This is a genomic window from Clavibacter vidaverae, from assembly GCF_047529985.1.
GTDB lineage: Bacteria > Actinomycetota > Actinomycetes > Actinomycetales > Microbacteriaceae > Clavibacter > Clavibacter nebraskensis_A.
This window is the reverse complement of record NZ_JBLJAM010000001.1, coordinates 1,255,372-1,271,875: the sequence shown is the minus strand read 5'-3', so window position 1 is coordinate 1,271,875 and position 16,504 is coordinate 1,255,372. Positions and strand designations below refer to the sequence as shown.

Sequence of the window (16,504 nt, the reverse complement as noted above, 5' to 3'; positions counted from 1 at the left end):
CCGCAGCACCCGCGCTGACGCGCACCGAGGGGCCTGGCATCCGAGACGATGCCGGGCCCCTCGTCGTGCGAGCTGTGGTCCGGACGGGACGGTCGACGGTCCCAGCGCGTACCCTCGCCCCGCGCTGCCTCGCCGGGCGGTGACGCCGCCGCCAGCCCGAGGGAGTGCAGGACGTGGGACGGGTCATCCTGATGTGGACGGCGTCGGCCGTCTTGGTGACGGCGGTGGTCCTGTCCGTGACCGCATCCGAGCACCGGGCTCCGTGGGGCGCGCTCGCGAGCCCGCTGTTCGTCTCCTCCGCCGGTCCCCTGACCTTCATGATCCGGCGGCGGCGCGAGATCGCCACTCGGAGCGCCGCGGCGGACGGCGTCGAGCGGGCGATCGCCGCCCGGGCGGCAGCGGCGGTCTTCCGTGACCTGCTGGTCATCCTCCCGGCCGCTGTCCTCGTGCTCGTCGCGAGCCCGACCACGAGCCCCGTCCTCCTGGCGGTGACGGTGTTCGTCGCCGCGCTCGTGGACGAGGGCTTCCGGCGATCGTCCGGCCGTCGCGCGACCGAGCGCGGGGGAGGGGCGGACTGCCGGCTCGCGGAGCACCGGGCGCGCCTCGGACTCGCAGAGGACGAGCTGGCCGCGCGCGTCGGCGTGGGCACGCGCACGATCCGGGCGATCGAAGCCGGGTGGCACCGTCCGCGCGTCGATCTGGCGGTGGCGCTCGCCCGGGAGGTGGAGGCGCCGGTGGAGAGGCTCTTCCCACCCGGGTGACGCCTGCCCGAGTAGGCGGGCACGAGGACGGCGAAGGGCCCGGCATCCACGTGGATGCCGGGCCCTCCGGTGGTACGGGGGAGCGCTAGGAGCGCGCGCCCATCAGGTGCTCGAGCGCCAGCTGGTTGAGGCGGACGAAGCCGAAGCCCTTGCCGTCGAAGTACTCGTCGGCCGCGAAGTCCTCGTAGGAGGAGCGGTCCGCGAGGATGTCGTCGTAGGACTCGCCCTCGTTGAGCGTCGGCGTGTAGATGTCCTGGACCTGGGCGGCGGCGAGCGCCTCCTGGACCTCGGGGTCGGCGCGGAACGCCTGCGCGCGCTCCTTGAGGAGCAGGTACATGCGCATGTTCGCGGCGGCGGAGTCCCACACGCCCGTGATGTCCTCGGTGCGGCTGGGCTTGTAGTCGAAGTGACGGGGGCCGTCGTAGGAGCGGCCGCCGCCCACGCCGCCGTTCTCCAGCAGGTCGACGAGCGAGAACGCGTTCTGCAGGTCGCCGTGGCCGAAGACGAGGTCCTGGTCGTACTTGATGCCGCGCTGGCCGTTGAGGTCGATGTGGAAGAGCTTGCCCTGGTACAGCGCCTGCATGATGCCGGCGGTGAAGTTGAGGCCCGCCATCTGCTCGTGGCCGACCTCGGGGTTCACGCCGACGAGCTCGGGGCGCTCGAGGGTCTCGATGAAGGCGAGCGCGTGGCCGAGGGTCGGCAGCAGGATGTCGCCGCGGGGCTCGTTGGGCTTGGGCTCGATCGCGAAGCGGATGTCGTAGCCCTTGTCGGTGACGTAGTCGCCGAGGAGGTTGACGGCCTCGCGGTAGCGCTCGAGCGCCCCGCGGACGTCCTTGGCGGAGTCGTACTCGGCGCCCTCGCGGCCGCCCCACATCACGAACGTCTGCGCGCCGAGCTCGGCGGCGAGGTCGATGTTGCGGAGGACCTTGCGGATCGCGAACCGGCGGACGGCGCGGTCGTTCGAGGTGAAGCCGCCGTCCTTGAAGACGGGCGCGGAGAAGAGGTTGGTGGTGACCATCGGGACGACGACGCCGGTGTCGCTGAGCGCGCCCTTGAGGCGGTCGATCTGCTTCTGGCGCTCGGCGTCGGTGGATCCGAAGGCGAAGAGATCGTCGTCGTGGAACGTGAGGCCGTAGGCGCCGAGCTCGGAGATGCGCTCGACTCCCTCGACCACGTCGAGGTCGGAGCGGGTGGGTCCGCCGAAGGGGTCGGCCCCCGTGTATCCGATGGTCCAGAGTCCGAACGAGAACTTGTCCTCGCGGGTGGGGGTGAGCGCCATGGTGTCTCCTGTCAGCGTCGTCGATGATTTGTTGCTAGCTACAACCTAACCGGCGCGGGGCGGCGGCACAACGCCGACACGGCCGCCGCGGCGGCCCGGGTGGACGCTCGCGGCGCCGCCCGGGCAGGATGGCGGGAGGCCGTGGCCGATCGGGCGCGCGAGCGCGGGTCGGGCGGCCGCCCACCCCGACGGAGAGGTCCCCGAACGCCATGACCGACGCATCGCCCACCGCAGCCGGCCCATCCGGGGATCCCACGGACGACCGGGGCGCGGGGCTCGCCTTCCCGCCCGGCTTCCTGTTCGGATCCGCCACCGCCGCGTACCAGATCGAGGGCGCGGCCGACGAGGGCGGCCGGGGCGCCTCCATCTGGGACACCTTCAGCCGCACGCCCGGCAAGGTCCTGGGCGGCGACACGGGCGACGTCGCCGACGACCACTACCACCGGCTCGAGTCCGACCTCGACCTCATGCAGGCGCTGGGCCTCGAGGCGTACCGGTTCTCGATCGCGTGGCCGCGGATCCAGCCGACCGGGCGCGGGCCGGCGAACCCGGCGGGGCTCGCGTTCTACGGGCGGCTCGTCGACGGCCTCGTGGCCCGCGGGATCACGCCGATCGCGACGCTCTACCACTGGGACCTGCCGCAGGCGCTGGAGGACGAGGGCGGCTGGACGAACCGGGAGACCGCGTACGCGTTCGCGGACTACGCGCGGATCATGGGCGAGGCCCTCGGTGACCGCGTCGGCACGTGGACCACGCTCAACGAGCCGTGGTGCTCGGCGTACCTCGGCTACGCGGCCGGCGTGCATGCGCCGGGCCGCACCGACGCCGAGGCGTCGTTCCGCGCCGTGCACCACCTCAACCTCGCGCACGGCCTCGCGGTCGCCGCGCTGAAGGAGGTCGTGCCGGCCGACGCGCGCTTCTCCATCACGCTGAACCTGCACGTGATCCGTCCCGAGGGCGAGACCGGACCCGAGGCCCTGCGCCGCGTCGACGGCGTCGGCAACCGCGTGTTCCTCGGCCCGCTGCTGCACGGCGAGTACCCGGCCGACGTGATCGAGGACACCCGGGCGATCACCGACTGGTCGTTCGTGCTCCCGGGCGACACCGCGCTCATCCGCCAGCCGCTCGACCTGCTGGGCGTGAACTACTACAACACCAGCCGGGTGCGGATGCGGGACGCGTCCTCCGCGGGCGGCGGCACCTCGATCCACGGCGACGTCGCGGCGACGCCCTTCCCCGGGACCGACGACGTCGAGTTCCTGGAGCAGCCGGGCCCGTACACGGCCATGGGCTGGAACATCGAGCCGCAGGGCCTCGAGGACCTGCTCGTGTCGCTGCACGAGGAGTTCCCCGGCCTGCCGCTGATGGTGACGGAGAACGGCGCCGCGTTCGACGACGAGGTGACCGTGGGGGAGGACGGCGTGCGCGCCGTGCACGACGTCGAGCGGATCGACTTCCTCAGCCGGCACTTCGCCGCCGCCCACCGCGCGATCGAGCGCGGCGTCGACCTCCGCGGCTACCAGGTGTGGTCGCTGATGGACAACTTCGAGTGGGCCTTCGGGTACTCGAAGCGGTTCGGGATCGTGCACGTCGACTACGCCACGCAGGAGCGCACGCCCAAGGACAGCGCGCTCTGGTACGCCCGGCTCATCGCCGACCGCGCCATCCCCGCCGCCGACGCGCGCCCCGAGCGCGACGTGCGACCCGGGGCGTGAGCGGCCCGCCGCCCGGGACGGACGAGCGCGCGGCGCTCGCCGACGGCATCTGGATGCGGCCCGCGCGGATCACCGACGCGGCCGCGCTCGCCGAGGCGTACCGCGCGAACCGGGAGCACCTCCGCCCGTTCGAGCCGGCGCGCACCGACGCGTTCTTCACCTCGGCGGGGCAGCGGGCGCAGCTCGCGGGCCGGGTCGCCGAGCGGGCGGCCGGATCCGGGCTGCCGTACCTCGTCGTGGAGGGCGACCGGGTCATCGGCCGCTGCGACCTGTTCGCCGTGAAGCGCGGGGCGGCGCAGAGCGCGAGCCTCGGCTACTGGATCGACCGGGACCGGCAGGGGATCGGGCTCGCCACGGCCGCCGCGCGGCAGGCGGTCCGCATCGCGCGCGCCGCCGGGCTGCACCGGCTGGAGGCGTCGACGCTCGTGGGGAACGGCGGATCCGAGGAGGTGCTCCGGCGGGCCGGCTTCGTCGCGATCGGCGTGGCGCCGGCCTACCTCCGCATCGACGGCGCGTGGAGCGACCACACGCTCTGGCAGCGCGTGGTCGACGGCGCGCGCTGAGCGGCGCTCGCGGCGGGCCGGGCGACCCCGACGGGCGCCCGGTCAGGCGTCGAGCAGCAGGTCCGTCATGCTGCGCAGGCGCGCCTGGGCGCTCGTGTCGGTGCCGCTGCGGGTGACGATCTCGTCGTGCACGGTGTCGGCCACGCGGAGGAGGTCGGGCAGGATCCCGCGCCCGCGCTCCGTGAGCGCGATGAGGAGGCGCCGTTCGTCGGCCTGGTCGCGCTGGCGGGTGATGTAGCCGAGGAGCTCGAGGCGCTTGAACAGCGGCGACAGCGTGCCGGGCGTCAGCTGCACGGCGTCGCTCAGGTCGCCGGCGCGACGCGGGTCCTGCTCGTGCAGGGCGAGCATCACGAGGTACTGCGGATGCGTGAGGTGGTAGGGCTTCAGCAACGGTCGATAGAGCGAGATCACCGCTCGGGACGCCGCTGCGAGCAGCAGGCCCATGTCGCGGTCGAGCAGCGCTCCGTCGTGGTCCGTCATGTGTCCTCCTGGCCGTCCGCGGGACTCGTCCCCCGACGGCCTGATCCCTTCGGACGCTACTCCCGAGATGGAGGAGCGTCGCGACCGGGGGTCGCACGCACAGCGCGCGCGGAGGGTGTCGTCATCACTCGGTGCCGGGAGGCATCCAGCCCTGCTCCATCTGGTGGCGGCGCACCGCCGTGACGGCGCTGTCGGCGTCCACCGGCACGGCCTCCCAGAGGATGCCGGAGCGGTCCATCCAGCCGAGGGCGAGCATGGTGTCGGCCAGGTCCTCGACGAACATGGCCACGGTCGTGCCCTGGGACCGGATGAGGTCGCCGTGCAGGCTCCAGCCGAAGTACGCGGACAGGTACCTGGCCTGCTCGGAGTGGCTGCGCTGCAGGTGGCGGTTCAGGCGCTCGGTGGATCCGCCGGAGGCCTGGACCTCGTCCTGGAGCTCGTCGCCGTGCTGGTCCGACATGCGCACTCGTTCCTCCGCGTCAGGGGGCCGCCGGCAGGCGCCGGGGCAGACCACTCAGACATTACGGAGCGCCACCGACATCGCGCCAGCGCCGGGGTACGCGGGGCATGCGCGGGCGGTGCCCTCGGTCAGGCGCGGCGGAGCTCCCAGTCGCCCACGCGCAGCCGGGCGAGCGCCGTGACGGCGGCGTGCACGGCGGCCGACCGGGATCCGCCCGGCGCCGTCACGACGTGGACCACGCGCTCGCCGACGCCCGAGATCCGCCGCCGGACGACGCCGCGGGGGAGGGGCGCGGTCGCGAGCGCGAGCGAGGGGAGGAGCGCGACCCCGAGGCCCGCGTGCACCATGCCGACGGCCGCGGCCGCGTTGTCGGTCTCGAACGACGTCGCGGGGGCGAAGCCGCTACGCGCGCACGCGCTCACGAGGTGGCGGCGGCAGCGCACGCAGCCCGCGATCCACCGGTCGTCCGCGAGGTCGCGGAGCGCGAGCGGGCCCCGGTGGCGTAGCGCCCGGGCCTCGGGCAGCACCGCCCAGAGCGTCTCGCGCCACAGCGGCCGCGCCTCGAGGCCCTCGAGGGCGCGCGCGGCCGGATCGTCGGGGTCGTCCGGGTAGGCGAAGGTCACCGCGACGTCGGCCTCGCGCGCGCGGACCGCCGCGACGGCCTCGGGCGGCTCGGCCTCGAGGTAGCCGAATCCGAGGCCCGGATGCGCGGACGCGAGGCCGCCGAGGAGCCGCGGCACGACGGTGGACGACGCGGACGGGAACGCGGCGACGCGCACGATGCCGGAGCGGAGGCCGCGCAGGTCGTCGAGCTCGTCGGCGGCCGCGTCGATCGCGTGCACCACCGTCTCCGCGTGCCGCGCGAGCACGCGTCCGGCCTCCGTGAGCACGACGCCGCGGCCGGCCCTGGCCGTGACGGGGACGCCGATCCGGGCCTCGAGGCGGCGGAGCGTCTGGGAGAGGGCGGGCTGCGTGACGCCGAGGGAGGCCGCAGCGGCGGTGATCGACCCGCGGACGGCCAGCGCGTGCACGGCCTGGAGCGACGCGGAGTCGAGGTCGCGGGCGGTGGCCGGTGCATCCGTCATGCGCGGAGCATAACGCGGGCTTATGCGTCACATGCCGAGACCGGGCTTGCTCCACCCTCCCTCGCTCGCCACGCTGGACGCATGCCGACCCCGCCCCCGACCTCCGCCCCCGCCGCCTCCGCGGACGACGCGTCCGCCCCGCTCCCCGCGGACCTGCGCGACCTGTTCGAGGCGGGCCCGGGCTACCTCTCCGCCTGCACGATGGGCCTGCCCACGCGCGCGACCGTGGAGCGGCTCCGGGCCGACCTCACGACGTGGTCCGCGGGCGGATCCACCGCGCACGGCTACGGCGGCGTCGTCGAGGGAGTGCGCGCGTCGTACGCGTCGCTCGTGGGCGTCGACGTGGGATCCGTGGCCATCGGCTCGCAGACCGCCTCCTTCGTGAGCGTGCTCGCCGCCGCCGTGCCCGCGGGCGCCGAGGTGCTCTGCGTCGCGGGCGACTTCAGCTCGCTCACCTACCCCTTCGTCGTGGCGGAGGCGCGCGGCGTCGTCGTGCGCCACGTGCCGCTCGAGGAGCTCGCGGGGGAGATCGGGCCGCGCACGCACCTCGTCGCGTTCTCGCTCGTGCAGTCGGCGGACGGCCGCGTGGCCGACGTGGCGGCGATCCGCGAGGCCGCGCGGATCCACGACGCCTTCACCCTCTGCGACACCACGCAGGCCGCCGGCGCCATGCCCATCGACGCGACGCTCTTCGACGCGACCGCGTGCCACGCCTACAAGTGGCTGTGCGCGCCCCGCGGCGCCGCGTTCCTCACGCTGTCCGACCGCTACCGCCGCACGCTCGTGCCCGTGCAGGCCAACTGGTACGCGGGCGCCGACGTGTGGGCGTCCTGCTACGGACCCGCGATGGCGCTCGCCGAGGACGCGCGCGCCTTCGACGTGTCGCCCGCGTTCGGCGCATGGGTGGGGGCCGGCCCGGCCATCGCCCTCTTCGCCCGGCTCGACCTCGACGCCGTGCACCGCAGGAACGCGGAGCTCGGCGACCTCGTGAGCGCGGGCCTCGGGATCGAGCCGCGCGGGCAGGCGATCGTGACCTGGCCGGACGCGGACGGCGCCGACCTCGCGCGGCTGGGCGCCGCGGGGATCGTCGCCTCGGGCCGCGCGGGCCGGGCGCGCATCGCGTTCCACCTCTGGAACGACGAGGACGACGTCGAGCGCGTCGTGGCGGCGCTCCGGCGCTGACGCATCCCCACCCACGAAATTCTTCGGGCTGGGAATACGCCGAGGGCGCGCCAGTTGGACATCGAGTCGGTCCACGCCGGCCGCCCCCGTCCGCGGCGCCCCGCGCCCCCGCGAATCCCGAAGGAACGCCCGTGTCGTCTGCCGTCCTCCACCCCGGCGACGCGCTCTCCCGCCGGGAGCGCATCGTCTACATCATCGTGCTGGGCGCCCTCGTCGGCCTCGGTCCCTTCACGATCGACCTCTACCTGCCGGCCTTCCCGGTGCTCAAGGACGAGTTCGGCGTCTCGGACGCGGCGATCCAGCTCACCCTCACCGGCACGACCATCGGCTTCGCGCTCGGCCAGCTCGTGGTCGGGCCCTGGAGCGACCGGGTCGGGCGCCGCCTGCCGCTCATCGTCGCATCGAGCGGCCACATCCTCGCGTCGCTCGGCGCGGCGCTGTCCACCGACGTCACGATGCTGCTCGTCTTCCGCGTGCTCCAGGGCGCGGGCGCCGCGGCCGGCGCCGTCGTCGCCATGGCCATGGTGCGCGACCTCTTCGGCGGCCGTCCCCTCGTGCGGATGCTGTCGCGCCTCGCGCTCGTCACGGGCCTCGCGCCGATCCTCGCGCCCGTGATCGGCTCGCAGCTGCTCCGCATCGTCGACTGGCGCGGCGTCTTCTACGCGCTCGCCGCGTACGGGATCGCCGTCGTGGTCGCCGTGGTCTTCCTCATCGTCGAGACCCTGCCCCGCGAGGAGGTCGTCGTCGAGGAGAAGGGCGCGCTCCTGCGCCGCTACCGCAACGTGCTGCGCGACCGCGTGTTCGTGGGCGTCGCGATCATCGGCGGGATGCAGTTCGCCGGGCTCTTCTCGTACCTCTCCAGCTCCTCGTTCCTGTTCCAGGACGTGTACGGGTTCGACGCGCAGCAGTTCGGCATCCTGTTCGGCGTCAACTCGCTCGGCATCGTGATCGGCAACCAGGTGGCCGCGCGCCTCACCCGGCACGTCGGGCCGCAGTGGATCCTCGCGGGCGTCGTCGTCGTGCAGTTCGTCTCGAGCGCCCTCATGGTGCTGCTCGGCACCTTCACGGACGCGGGCCTCCTCGGCACGCTGATCCCGCTGTTCTTCTTCATCCTCGCCTGCGGCTTCGGCTTCCCCTGCGTGCAGGTGCTCGGCCTCGTCAACCACGGGCACGAGGCGGGCACCGCGGCGTCGCTGCTCGGCGCCGTCAACTTCGGCCTCGCGGGCGCGATCTCGCCCATCGTGGGCGTCCTCGGCATCACCTCGGGCGTGCCCATGGCGTCGGTCATGGGCGCGTGCGCGGTGGTCTCGATCCTCGCGATGTGGCTCATCGTGCAGCCGCGGACGGTGCCCGCCCTCACCAACTGAGGCCCGCGGGACCGCCGGGGCGGCTGGGTAGGGTGAGGCCATGAGCCCCGCCCGCGACCCGGCCCGCCTGCGGGGGATCGACGCCGCGCGCGGGCTCGCGGTCCTCGGGATGATGGCCGCGCACGTGGCCGCGCCGCGGACCCTCGAGATCGACGACCCGTCCACGTGGCTCGCGATCGCCGACGGCCGCTCCTCCATCCTCTTCGCGACGCTCGCGGGCGTCTCCATCGCGCTCATGTCGGGGCGCGAGCGGCCGGCCGACGGGAGCGACCTCGCGCGGGCCCGGCTCCGGATCCTCGTGCGCGCCGCGTGCGTGTTCCTCCTCGGCGGGCTGCTCGCGGCGCTGCAGACGTACGTCGCCGTGATCCTCGAGGTCTACGCCGTGCTGTTCGTCGCCCTCCTGCCGCTGCTGCGGTGGCGGGCGTCGCGGCTGCTCGCGCTCGCCGCGGTCGCCGCCGTGGCGCTGCCCGTGGCCACGACCGCGCTCACCATCCACTTCGACGCCGCGCTCATGCGGCCGGATCCGTTCGTGATCCTCCTCGTCACCGGCCACTACCCGGCGCTCACGTGGGTGGTCTTCGCCGTCGCGGGGCTCGGGATCGGGCGGCTCGCGCTCGGCTCGGTCCGCGTGCAGCTGCTGCTCGTGACGGTGGGCGCGGGCCTCGCCGTCCTCGCGTACGGCGGCTCGGCGCTCGTCGAGGCGGCCCTGCCCGCGCCGCCGCCCGGGTGGGAGTACATCCTGTCGACGACGCCGCACGAGGGGTCGCCGTTCGAGGTCGTGGGATCCGGCGGGTTCGCGATCGCGGTCATCGGCCTGTGCCTGCGCGCCGCGGCGCTCCTGCCCGCCGTGCTCGCGCCGTTCGAGGCCGTCGGGCAGCTCGCGCTCACGGTCTACGCGGTGCACATCGTCGTGATCGACCTCCTCGCGCCGGAGGGGGACCTCATCGCGGACGACGGCGCGTACCTCGCGTTCGTCGCGGTGACGGTCGTGCTCTGCCTGCTCTGGACGCGGATCCTCGGGCGCGGGCCGCTCGAGCGCGCGCTCGGGGCGGTCGCGGGGCGGACGGCGGACCTCGCGCCGCGCGGTGTCGCGGCCCGCGAGGGCGAGGCGGCGCGCTAGTTCGCGCTGCCGCTGCCGCTGCCGCCGCTGCGGCCGCTTCGGGCGGCGCGGGCCGCCTCGCCGAGGCGCGCCAGCGCGGCGACCCGCGGGGCCTGCGCGGCGTCGCCCACGTCCCAGGCGGCCGACAGCGCGCACCACGCCTCCGTCCACGCGAGCACGGCGTCGACGTCAGCGCCCGTCTCCTCCGCCACGATCCGCGCGCGTCGGGCGAGCCGCCCCGGTCGCAGCGCGATCGCGGGGCTCGGGTTCGCGAGGACGTTCGCGGTGTCGAACCCGGGATCGCCCACGAGGGCCTTCGGGTCGATCGCGCGCCAGTCGTCCGCGCCGTCGAAGCGCAGGACGTTGCCGTGGTGGACGTCGCCGTGCAGCACGACGCGCGCACCGGATCCGCCGAGGAGGTCGCGGGCGACGCCGGCGCCGCGGTCGAGGTCGGCGGGCAGCGGGCGCACAGGGTCGACGAGCTCGCGGAACCACGTCGCGAGGGGCACGGCCTCGGCGACGACCCGGGGATCCAGCGGCACCGCGTGCAGCCGGCGGGCGGCCCGGGCGAGGATCCGCGTGGCCGCGTCGTCGCGCGCGTCGGCGTCGGGCCCGTCCGCGGACGCCTGGCGGACGAGGATCCCGGGGTCGTCCGCGCGGGCCAGGAGCAGCGTGCCGTCGGGGTCGGACGCGAGGACGGGAGCCGCCCCGCGGCCGTCCCACGCGCGCATGAGGCGACCGCCGCGGCGCTCCTCCTCCACGAGCGGGACCTTGAGCATCAGGCGCGCGCCGCCCCGGCGCACGGGCGCGAGCACGCTGCTGGGGGTGCGCCGGGCCGGGCCGTCCGGATCCAGGCCCCACCGCGCGAGGTACCCGCCGAGCCCGGCGTCGGCGGACGTCACAGCCGGATGCCGAGCGGCACGTCCGTGAGCGCCATGATGCCCACGATCGCGGCGATCACGCCGACCCCGAGGAGCACGAGCACGGCGGCGAGCGACGTGCGCGACCGCTCGTACCAGGGCAGGATCCCGCGCCGCGTCCCGCGGAGCTCCGACATCGTCAGCACCTTCGCCTGCTCGGTGAGGGGCAGGTCGAGGTCGGCGGCCATGGCGCGCATGGTCCACAGGTCGTACACGTGCCCGCTGAGGCGGAGGAGGAGGCGGCCCTCGGCGTCGAGGACGAACAGGCGCGGCTGCGTGTCGAGCGTGAGGCCCTGGTACACGTGCACGACCAGGAGGTCGTGGATGGAGCTGCGGCGGAAGCGCGTGCGGCGCCCGAGGAAGCGGGTCTCGACGTCACCCGTCCTGTCCCAGATGCGCACGTAGGAGCTGAGGTAGAGCGCGGCCAGCAGGGCGCCGAGGAGCACGACCACGACGACGCCGAGGATCACGGCCGCCGCGTTCCCCGTGGGGATGGCGAGCACCAGGAGCGCGGCCCCGAGCGGCACCACGAGCGCGAGCGCGGCGAGGGCGAGCTGCCGGAGGAGGGCCGTGCGGGGGCGGATCAGCGTGCTCGGGCCCTCGAGCGGCGCGTCGTCGTCGTGGTGCACGTCGCCTCCGGTCGTCGCCCGACGCCGTCCGCGCCCTGCGTCGTCCGCGTGCCGCGCGCGTCCGGGGACGGGCGGCGCCCGCGGGTGCGGACGGGACGACCGTCCCAGCCTAGGTGTGCGTCGGCCCCGCGGGCAGGGGCGCAATGGGGGACACGGCGGGCTGGTCGGGGTACAGCGCTCCGCGGATAGGGCGGGTCGCGAGCAGGATCTGACGACGGAGCCTGCGAGGACGGATGACGTCGGCTGCTGAGGGCTCTCGCCCATGTCCCAGGGGCACCCGAGGATCACGCTCTCCCGATCGGCAGCCGGGGCGAGCGGCTCGCGCTCCAGCCCAGCGGAGAGGTCATCATCACCGATGCGTCCGGCCGTCTCGTGGACTTCGTCCAGGCTCCCTGGGCTGGAGATCCTTCCGGCTATGACGGTGGACAGCGCGACTGACCGGAGGGTGGTGTGGATGATGGCCATGGACGAGTCGAAGCACGGAGCACGGGTCTTCCGCACGGGCCTGGCGGTGCTGGTGCTCCTGCCGCTCCTGCTCATCCCGCTCGCCGCCGCGAGCGGCGACGCTCCGGTGATCTTCTTCGTGCAGGTCGTGCTGGCCGCGTCGTGGGTGGCCTGGTCCGCGCGACGCAGGCGTCGGGCGCGGGGGGACGGCCAGCGGTAGCTGGCCGAGCGAGGACCTCGAGGAGGCTCCCGTACGAGGAGAGCCCCGGCGGACCGCTGGTCCGTCGGGGCTCTCGTCTGTCTGGCGGAGGATAGGGGATTCGAACCCCTGAGGGCTTTCACCCAACACGCTTTCCAAGCGTGCGCCATAGGCCACTAGGCGAATCCTCCAGGACTCGTGCCACGGCGTCAGGAACGCGGCGGCACCCGTCGATACTACCTGCCCGCGACGAGGCTCGATGCACCCGGGCTGTCGAGGAGCCCGGCGAGGGCCCGACGCGAGGGCGCGCCGAGCTTCGCGCGCGCCTGGTAGAGGTGCGACTCGACCGTGCGCACGGACAGGAACAGGCGCCCGGCGATCTCCCGGTTGGTCAGCCCCTGCGCCGCGAGCACGCCGATCTCCAGCTCCCGCCGGGTGAGCGTGCTCACGTCGAGGACGGGTGCCACGGGCGTCGTCGCGGTCGCGGGCGCGCCGCGGTCGATGCGGGCCTGGATGCGCGCGAGGGCCGCCCGCGCCTGCGTCGGCGCGGCGGCGGGGTCGTCGCCCGCGAGCAGGCGGAGCAGGTCCTCGCACGCGGTGCGCGCCTGGTGGTGCAGCCCCGCCTCCTCGAGCGTGCGGACGCCCTGCTCCACGAGCGCGGCGTCGCCCGTGCGGGATCCCTCGACCACCTCGGCCATGCCGTGCAGCGCCGGGACGTCGGTGTGCTCGCGCACCCGGCGTGCGCCCTCGACGAGGCGGGGGTCGGTGGATCCGAGCGCCCAGGCCCGGAACAGCATGCCCGCCCGCAGCGCGTGGGCGTCGCCGCTCAGGTCGCCGACGTCGAGGAGGAGCGTCGCCGCCTCGTCGGGCCGGCCGCGGGCCACGAGGATCTCGACCCGCACGCCCTCGGCGAGCATCCGCTGGTACGGGTAGCGCGGGTCGGCGCGGTGCGCGATGGTCGCGGCGAGGCGCTCGGCCTCGTCGACGCGGCCGCGGAGCGCGAGCACGCGGGCGCGCTGCATCCCGATCCACAGGCGCCAGGTGCCGATGTCGGGTCCGATGAGGCGGTCGTCGGCGAGGGTCAGCTCGGCCTCGGCGCGGTCGAGCCGGCCGAGGTCGAGGGCCACGCCGCCCGTGATGGCCCCGAGCACGGGGATGAACCACTGCGCGTCCTGCGCGATCGCCGACTCGACCCAGGCGTCGAGCTCGCGCTCGAGGTCCGGCAGGTCGAGGCGGCAGAGGCGCCGGCTGAAGGCGCTCGCCGAGAGCAGCTCGAGGCGGGCCTCCTCGAGCAGGATGTCGTCGTAGGTGCCGCGGCGGTCGGCGTGCTGCGAGACGAGCCCGAGCCCCGCGTCGATCTCGTCGCCGAGCTCGGCACCGCGGCCGAGGTGGCCGAGGGCGATGACGACCGAGCGCTGCGCCCGGAGCCGCACGAGCGCGCACGCGGTGAGCGCGGCCGCGTCGCGGGCGGCGACCAGCGCGGCCTTCCACTCCATCAGGCCGAGCGACATGGCGGATCCGATGACGGCCGCCTGCGCACGCGCGTCGGGGTGGGCGTCCGGTCCGCGCAGGATCCCGTCGAGCAGCCGGCGGACGCGGTCGGTGCCGGGCATCGCCGCGTGCGTCGAGAGCACGAGCCGGTGCAGCGTCTCCACGCGCTCGGCCGGGGTGAGGCCAGCGGGATCCAGCGACTCGAGCACCTCGGTCGCGCGGGAGGGGTTGCCGAGCACGGTCAGGGCGCGCGCCTGCTCGCAGGCGGCGTACGCGACGGATCCGCCGTCGCGGGCGATCTCCGCGAAGGCGAGCGCGTCGTGCGTCATGCCGACGTCGTTCGCCAGCCGCGCCGCCACCAGGTGCACGGCCGCGAGCGTGCCCGCGCCGAAGCGCTCCGCGGCCTCGCGCCGGCCGTCGTCGGTGAGCGTGCGGGCGATCAGCAGGCTCTCCTTGGGGCTGAGCGGCACGCCGTGCGCGGCCTCCTGCAGGAGCGAGCCGACGACGCGGCGGGTGAGGCCGTCGACCGCGTCCGGGTCGGTGCGGGCGAGCGCCGCCTCGGCCTCCAGGAGGTCGGCGCGCAGGATCATGTCACCCTGCCCCTGCACGCGCGCGAGCCCGCGGGCGCCGAGCACCCGGAGGATCGTCTCGCCGAACAGGCGCGCGGCGCGCTGGTACGGGACGCCGTCGAGGCGCGCCAGGAGGATGAGCGTGCTGCGCTCGTCGTCGCCGAGCATCGACACGCGCGAGGAGACGAGGTCGAGGATCCGGGCGCGCGGCGCGTGCGGGCTCGGGAACGCGTACCCCGTCACCGTGCGGGCCGTCCCGCCGGCCTCGAGCGCCTCGAAGGCCAGCTCGCGGACGAGGAACGGCCGGCCGCCGCTGCGCCGCTGGATCTGCACGCGCGTGGCCTGGTCGAGCGCCACGGATCCCGCGATGGAGTCGATCATGGCGTCGACCTCGGCCGGGTCGAGGGGCGCCAGGTCGAGCCGCTCGGCATAGCCGTTCCGCCAGAGGCCGAGGATCTCGTGGGCCGCCTGCGCCGTGCGTGCGGACGCGGGGCCGCCGTCGGCGTCGCGTCCGCGCAGCTGGCGGGCGTCGCCCGCGGTGTCGTCCACCGTCACGAGCAGCGTGCAGCGGTCGCCCGCGCGCGCGTCGGCCAGGGCGGTGCGCAGCTCGGCCGGCATGAGGTGGGCGTCGTCGACCACGACGACGGGCTTCGCGGCGGGGAGCGGGTGCGGCGAGCGGAGGCCGGGCACGGGGTCGATGACGCGACGGAGCACGTCCGCGAGGTCGGGCGTGGACGCGTGCGCCCGGATCACGGTGAGGCCGCCGCGGGTGAGGGCGTCGGCGACGCGACCCGCGACGTGGCTGCGGCCGGATCCGACGCTGCCCGTGACGACGGCGCTCGTCCCCGCCGTGAGCCAGCGCTCGAGGGTCTCCAGGTCGCGGGCGCGGCTCGCGCGTCCCGGAGGCGCGCTCGCGGATCGCGTGCTCGCCCTGCTGTGGTCGCGCGTCATCTGCTTCATGTGACCCCCGTCGCGGAAAGCGGTGGTCCGCGCGGCGTCCCCCGAGGCTGCGCGGTCCTTGTGGATCCATCTTGCGCGGAATGCGGGGCTCGGACCAGGGACACCGGCTGTTACTTATCCCGATGGGCGAGGAAATAAGTAGTCGGCACTGTGGGGGACCCGATCCGATGCTCCTAGCGTGTCCATCACGTCCGGGCATGGGGATGCTCCGGACAGGTGCGCTCCGGCGCACCCTGCGGCGACAGCGGACGACCGACGACTTCGGGTGTCGTCGGCCCGAATCGTCGCCGCGGCACGACCCGGGTGCCCCCAGTGCCCGGAAGCGGATGACGGCCCCCTCCGGGGAGGAGGGGACCGTCATCCAGGGCGGCGCCGCGGGCGCCGAGGGGGAGCGCCTAGTAGCGGAGGCCCGCGATGGCCTCGGCGACGGGCTCCTCGCCCGAGATCGCCTCGAACTGGACGCGGACGCCCGTGCCGTCGATGAGCGCGGTCGCCACGATCTCGGCGACGTCGGCGCGGGGGATGGTGCTGCGGCCGGTCGACGAGCCGACCTGGATCCGGCCGGTGCCGGCGTCGTCGGTGAGGCCGCCGGGGCGGACGATGGTCCAGTCGATGTCGCGCGCCCGCAGGTCGGCGTCGGCCTCGGACTTCGCGCGCTGGTAGATCTCGTAGGTGTCGTCGCTGTCGGGGTCGAAGCCGTCGACCGCCATCGCGGAGATCATGACGTAGCGGGTGACGCCGGCGCGCTCGGCGGCGTCGGCCAGGAGGATCGCGCCGTCGCGGTCGATGGTGAGCTTGCGCTCGGGGCCGGAGTCGGGTCCGCCGCCGGCCGCGAAGACCACGGCATCGGCGCCCTGGAGCGCCTCGGCGACCTGGTCGACGTCGCTCTCCTCCAGGTCGAGCACGAGCGCCTCGGCGCCCGCGTCGGCGAGGTCGGACGCGTGGTCCGGGTTGCGGACGATGCCGACGGGCTGGTGGCCCGCGTCGGCGAGGCGTCGTTCGAGCAGTCGGGCGATCTGGCCGTGTCCTCCGGCGATGACTATGCGCATGGTCTCCACGGTACGCGCGGTTCGTGACCGGCTCCTGGGCGGGCCGGCGCCGACGAGCGGGGGCCCGGCGTCGGGTACACTCGGTGTCGGCTCCTCGCGTGGTGCCATCCAGGTGAACTCCCCCAGGGCGGAGACGCAGCAAGGGCAGCCGGGCTCTGGCAGGTGCGCGAGGGGTCTTCTCCTTTTAACCCGTGCATGAGCCCGCGTCCGTGCAGCCCGGACCCGGCCGCCGCGCAGGCGACGCCCATAGGC

At 74.9% G+C, this 16,504-nt stretch carries 15 protein-coding genes, 1 tRNA gene and 1 other RNA gene; 8 read left to right on the top strand and 9 right to left on the bottom strand.

Translation table 11 applies throughout. The features are described 5' to 3' along the window. The first annotated feature begins 236 nt into the window (after positions 1-236). Positions 237-761 carry a helix-turn-helix transcriptional regulator gene (locus ACMT9T_RS05850; RefSeq protein WP_414744661.1) on the top strand — a complete coding sequence of 175 codons (525 nt, stop codon included), beginning with the start codon at positions 237-239 and terminating at the stop codon, positions 759-761. Positions 762-846: 85 nt separating this feature from the next. On the opposite strand, the gene xylA is transcribed toward ACMT9T_RS05850, so the two are convergent. Continuing rightward, complete coding sequence (gene xylA / locus ACMT9T_RS05845; RefSeq protein WP_414744660.1) at positions 847-2,040, bottom strand: xylose isomerase; 1,194 nt, start codon at positions 2,038-2,040, stop codon at positions 847-849. 209 nt (positions 2,041-2,249) lie between these two features. Here xylA and ACMT9T_RS05840 point away from each other — a divergent pair, with 209 nt between their 5' ends. Both ACMT9T_RS05840 and ACMT9T_RS05835 read left to right on the top strand, forming a co-directional pair. Next, the gene (locus tag ACMT9T_RS05840; RefSeq protein WP_414744659.1) at positions 2,250-3,755 is read left to right on the top strand and encodes a GH1 family beta-glucosidase; all 1,506 of its coding nucleotides are present in this window, start codon (positions 2,250-2,252) and stop codon (positions 3,753-3,755) included. Next, positions 3,752-4,318 (top strand): GNAT family N-acetyltransferase, encoded by a 567-nt coding sequence (locus tag ACMT9T_RS05835; protein WP_414744658.1) that lies wholly within the window; start codon positions 3,752-3,754, stop codon positions 4,316-4,318. The genes ACMT9T_RS05840 and ACMT9T_RS05835 overlap by 4 nt, the downstream gene beginning before the upstream one ends. Before the next feature lie 42 nt (positions 4,319-4,360). On the opposite strand, the gene ACMT9T_RS05830 is transcribed toward ACMT9T_RS05835, so the two are convergent. The 3 genes from ACMT9T_RS05830 to ACMT9T_RS05820 form a co-directional block, all read right to left on the bottom strand. Continuing rightward, positions 4,361-4,798 carry a MarR family winged helix-turn-helix transcriptional regulator gene (locus ACMT9T_RS05830; RefSeq protein ID WP_414744657.1) on the bottom strand — a complete coding sequence of 146 codons (438 nt, stop codon included), beginning with the start codon at positions 4,796-4,798 and terminating at the stop codon, positions 4,361-4,363. Between the two features lie 124 nt (positions 4,799-4,922). Then, on the bottom strand, positions 4,923-5,258 hold the full coding sequence (locus ACMT9T_RS05825; RefSeq protein ID WP_414744656.1) for a hypothetical protein: 336 nt from the start codon (positions 5,256-5,258) through the stop codon (positions 4,923-4,925). A 128-nt stretch (positions 5,259-5,386) separates the two neighbouring features. Further along, entirely contained in the window at positions 5,387-6,343 is a 957-nt protein-coding gene (locus tag ACMT9T_RS05820; RefSeq protein ID WP_414744655.1) for a LysR substrate-binding domain-containing protein, read from the bottom strand. A gap of 81 nt (positions 6,344-6,424) precedes the next feature. On the opposite strand from ACMT9T_RS05820, the gene ACMT9T_RS05815 reads away from it, so the two are divergent. The 3 genes from ACMT9T_RS05815 (at position 6,425) to ACMT9T_RS05805 (ending at position 10,012) form a co-directional block, all read left to right on the top strand. Further along, the gene (locus ACMT9T_RS05815; protein WP_414744654.1) at positions 6,425-7,525 is read left to right on the top strand and encodes an aminotransferase class V-fold PLP-dependent enzyme; all 1,101 of its coding nucleotides are present in this window, start codon (positions 6,425-6,427) and stop codon (positions 7,523-7,525) included. 131 nt (positions 7,526-7,656) lie between these two features. Next, entirely contained in the window at positions 7,657-8,892 is a 1,236-nt protein-coding gene (locus ACMT9T_RS05810) for a multidrug effflux MFS transporter (protein WP_414744653.1), read from the top strand. A gap of 40 nt (positions 8,893-8,932) precedes the next feature. Continuing rightward, positions 8,933-10,012 carry an acyltransferase family protein gene (locus ACMT9T_RS05805; protein ID WP_414744652.1) on the top strand — a complete coding sequence of 360 codons (1,080 nt, stop codon included), beginning with the start codon at positions 8,933-8,935 and terminating at the stop codon, positions 10,010-10,012. On the opposite strand, the gene ACMT9T_RS05800 is transcribed toward ACMT9T_RS05805, so the two are convergent. Further along, entirely contained in the window at positions 10,009-10,893 is an 885-nt protein-coding gene (locus ACMT9T_RS05800) for an aminoglycoside phosphotransferase family protein (RefSeq protein WP_414744651.1), read from the bottom strand. The genes ACMT9T_RS05805 and ACMT9T_RS05800 overlap by 4 nt on opposite strands. Continuing rightward, the gene (locus ACMT9T_RS05795) at positions 10,890-11,540 is read right to left on the bottom strand and encodes a hypothetical protein (RefSeq protein ID WP_414744650.1); all 651 of its coding nucleotides are present in this window, start codon (positions 11,538-11,540) and stop codon (positions 10,890-10,892) included. Before ACMT9T_RS05795 ends, ACMT9T_RS05800 begins: the two co-directional genes overlap by 4 nt. Before the next feature lie 454 nt (positions 11,541-11,994). On the opposite strand from ACMT9T_RS05795, the gene ACMT9T_RS05790 reads away from it, so the two are divergent. Further along, positions 11,995-12,204 (top strand): hypothetical protein, encoded by a 210-nt coding sequence (locus ACMT9T_RS05790; protein WP_414744649.1) that lies wholly within the window; start codon positions 11,995-11,997, stop codon positions 12,202-12,204. Positions 12,205-12,286: 82 nt separating this feature from the next. On the opposite strand, the gene ACMT9T_RS05785 is transcribed toward ACMT9T_RS05790, so the two are convergent. From ACMT9T_RS05785 to ACMT9T_RS05775, 3 genes are all read right to left on the bottom strand, one after another. Next, positions 12,287-12,374, bottom strand: a tRNA-Ser gene (locus ACMT9T_RS05785). Between the two features lie 45 nt (positions 12,375-12,419). Then, complete coding sequence (locus ACMT9T_RS05780; protein WP_414744648.1) at positions 12,420-15,203, bottom strand: helix-turn-helix transcriptional regulator; 2,784 nt, start codon at positions 15,201-15,203, stop codon at positions 12,420-12,422. Positions 15,204-15,598: 395 nt separating this feature from the next. Continuing rightward, a complete protein-coding gene (locus tag ACMT9T_RS05775) occupies positions 15,599-16,252 on the bottom strand; it encodes an SDR family oxidoreductase (RefSeq protein ID WP_414744647.1) in 654 nt (217 codons plus the stop codon). An 85-nt stretch (positions 16,253-16,337) separates the two neighbouring features. Here ACMT9T_RS05775 and ffs point away from each other — a divergent pair. Next, positions 16,338-16,434: signal recognition particle sRNA small type (gene ffs / locus ACMT9T_RS05770), an RNA gene on the top strand. The last annotated feature ends 70 nt before the right edge of the window (positions 16,435-16,504 follow it).

Bases quoted from the DNA above. Each gene is read 5' to 3' on its own strand.
- ACMT9T_RS05825 (WP_414744656.1), bottom strand. From the start codon at position 5,258: ATGTCGGACCAGCACGGCGACGAGCTCCAGGACGAGGTCCAGGCCTCC.
- ACMT9T_RS05820 (WP_414744655.1), bottom strand. From the start codon at position 6,343: ATGACGGATGCACCGGCCACCGCCCGCGACCTCGACTCCGCGTCGCTC.
- ACMT9T_RS05840 (WP_414744659.1), top strand. From the start codon at position 2,250: ATGACCGACGCATCGCCCACCGCAGCCGGCCCATCCGGGGATCCCACG.
- xylA (WP_414744660.1), bottom strand. From the start codon at position 2,040: ATGGCGCTCACCCCCACCCGCGAGGACAAGTTCTCGTTCGGACTCTGG.
- ACMT9T_RS05775 (WP_414744647.1), bottom strand. From the start codon at position 16,252: ATGCGCATAGTCATCGCCGGAGGACACGGCCAGATCGCCCGACTGCTC.
- ACMT9T_RS05805 (WP_414744652.1), top strand. From the start codon at position 8,933: ATGAGCCCCGCCCGCGACCCGGCCCGCCTGCGGGGGATCGACGCCGCG.
- ACMT9T_RS05830 (WP_414744657.1), bottom strand. From the start codon at position 4,798: ATGACGGACCACGACGGAGCGCTGCTCGACCGCGACATGGGCCTGCTG.
- ACMT9T_RS05815 (WP_414744654.1), top strand. From the start codon at position 6,425: ATGCCGACCCCGCCCCCGACCTCCGCCCCCGCCGCCTCCGCGGACGAC.
- ACMT9T_RS05780 (WP_414744648.1), bottom strand. From the start codon at position 15,203: ATGAAGCAGATGACGCGCGACCACAGCAGGGCGAGCACGCGATCCGCG.
- ACMT9T_RS05790 (WP_414744649.1), top strand. From the start codon at position 11,995: ATGATGGCCATGGACGAGTCGAAGCACGGAGCACGGGTCTTCCGCACG.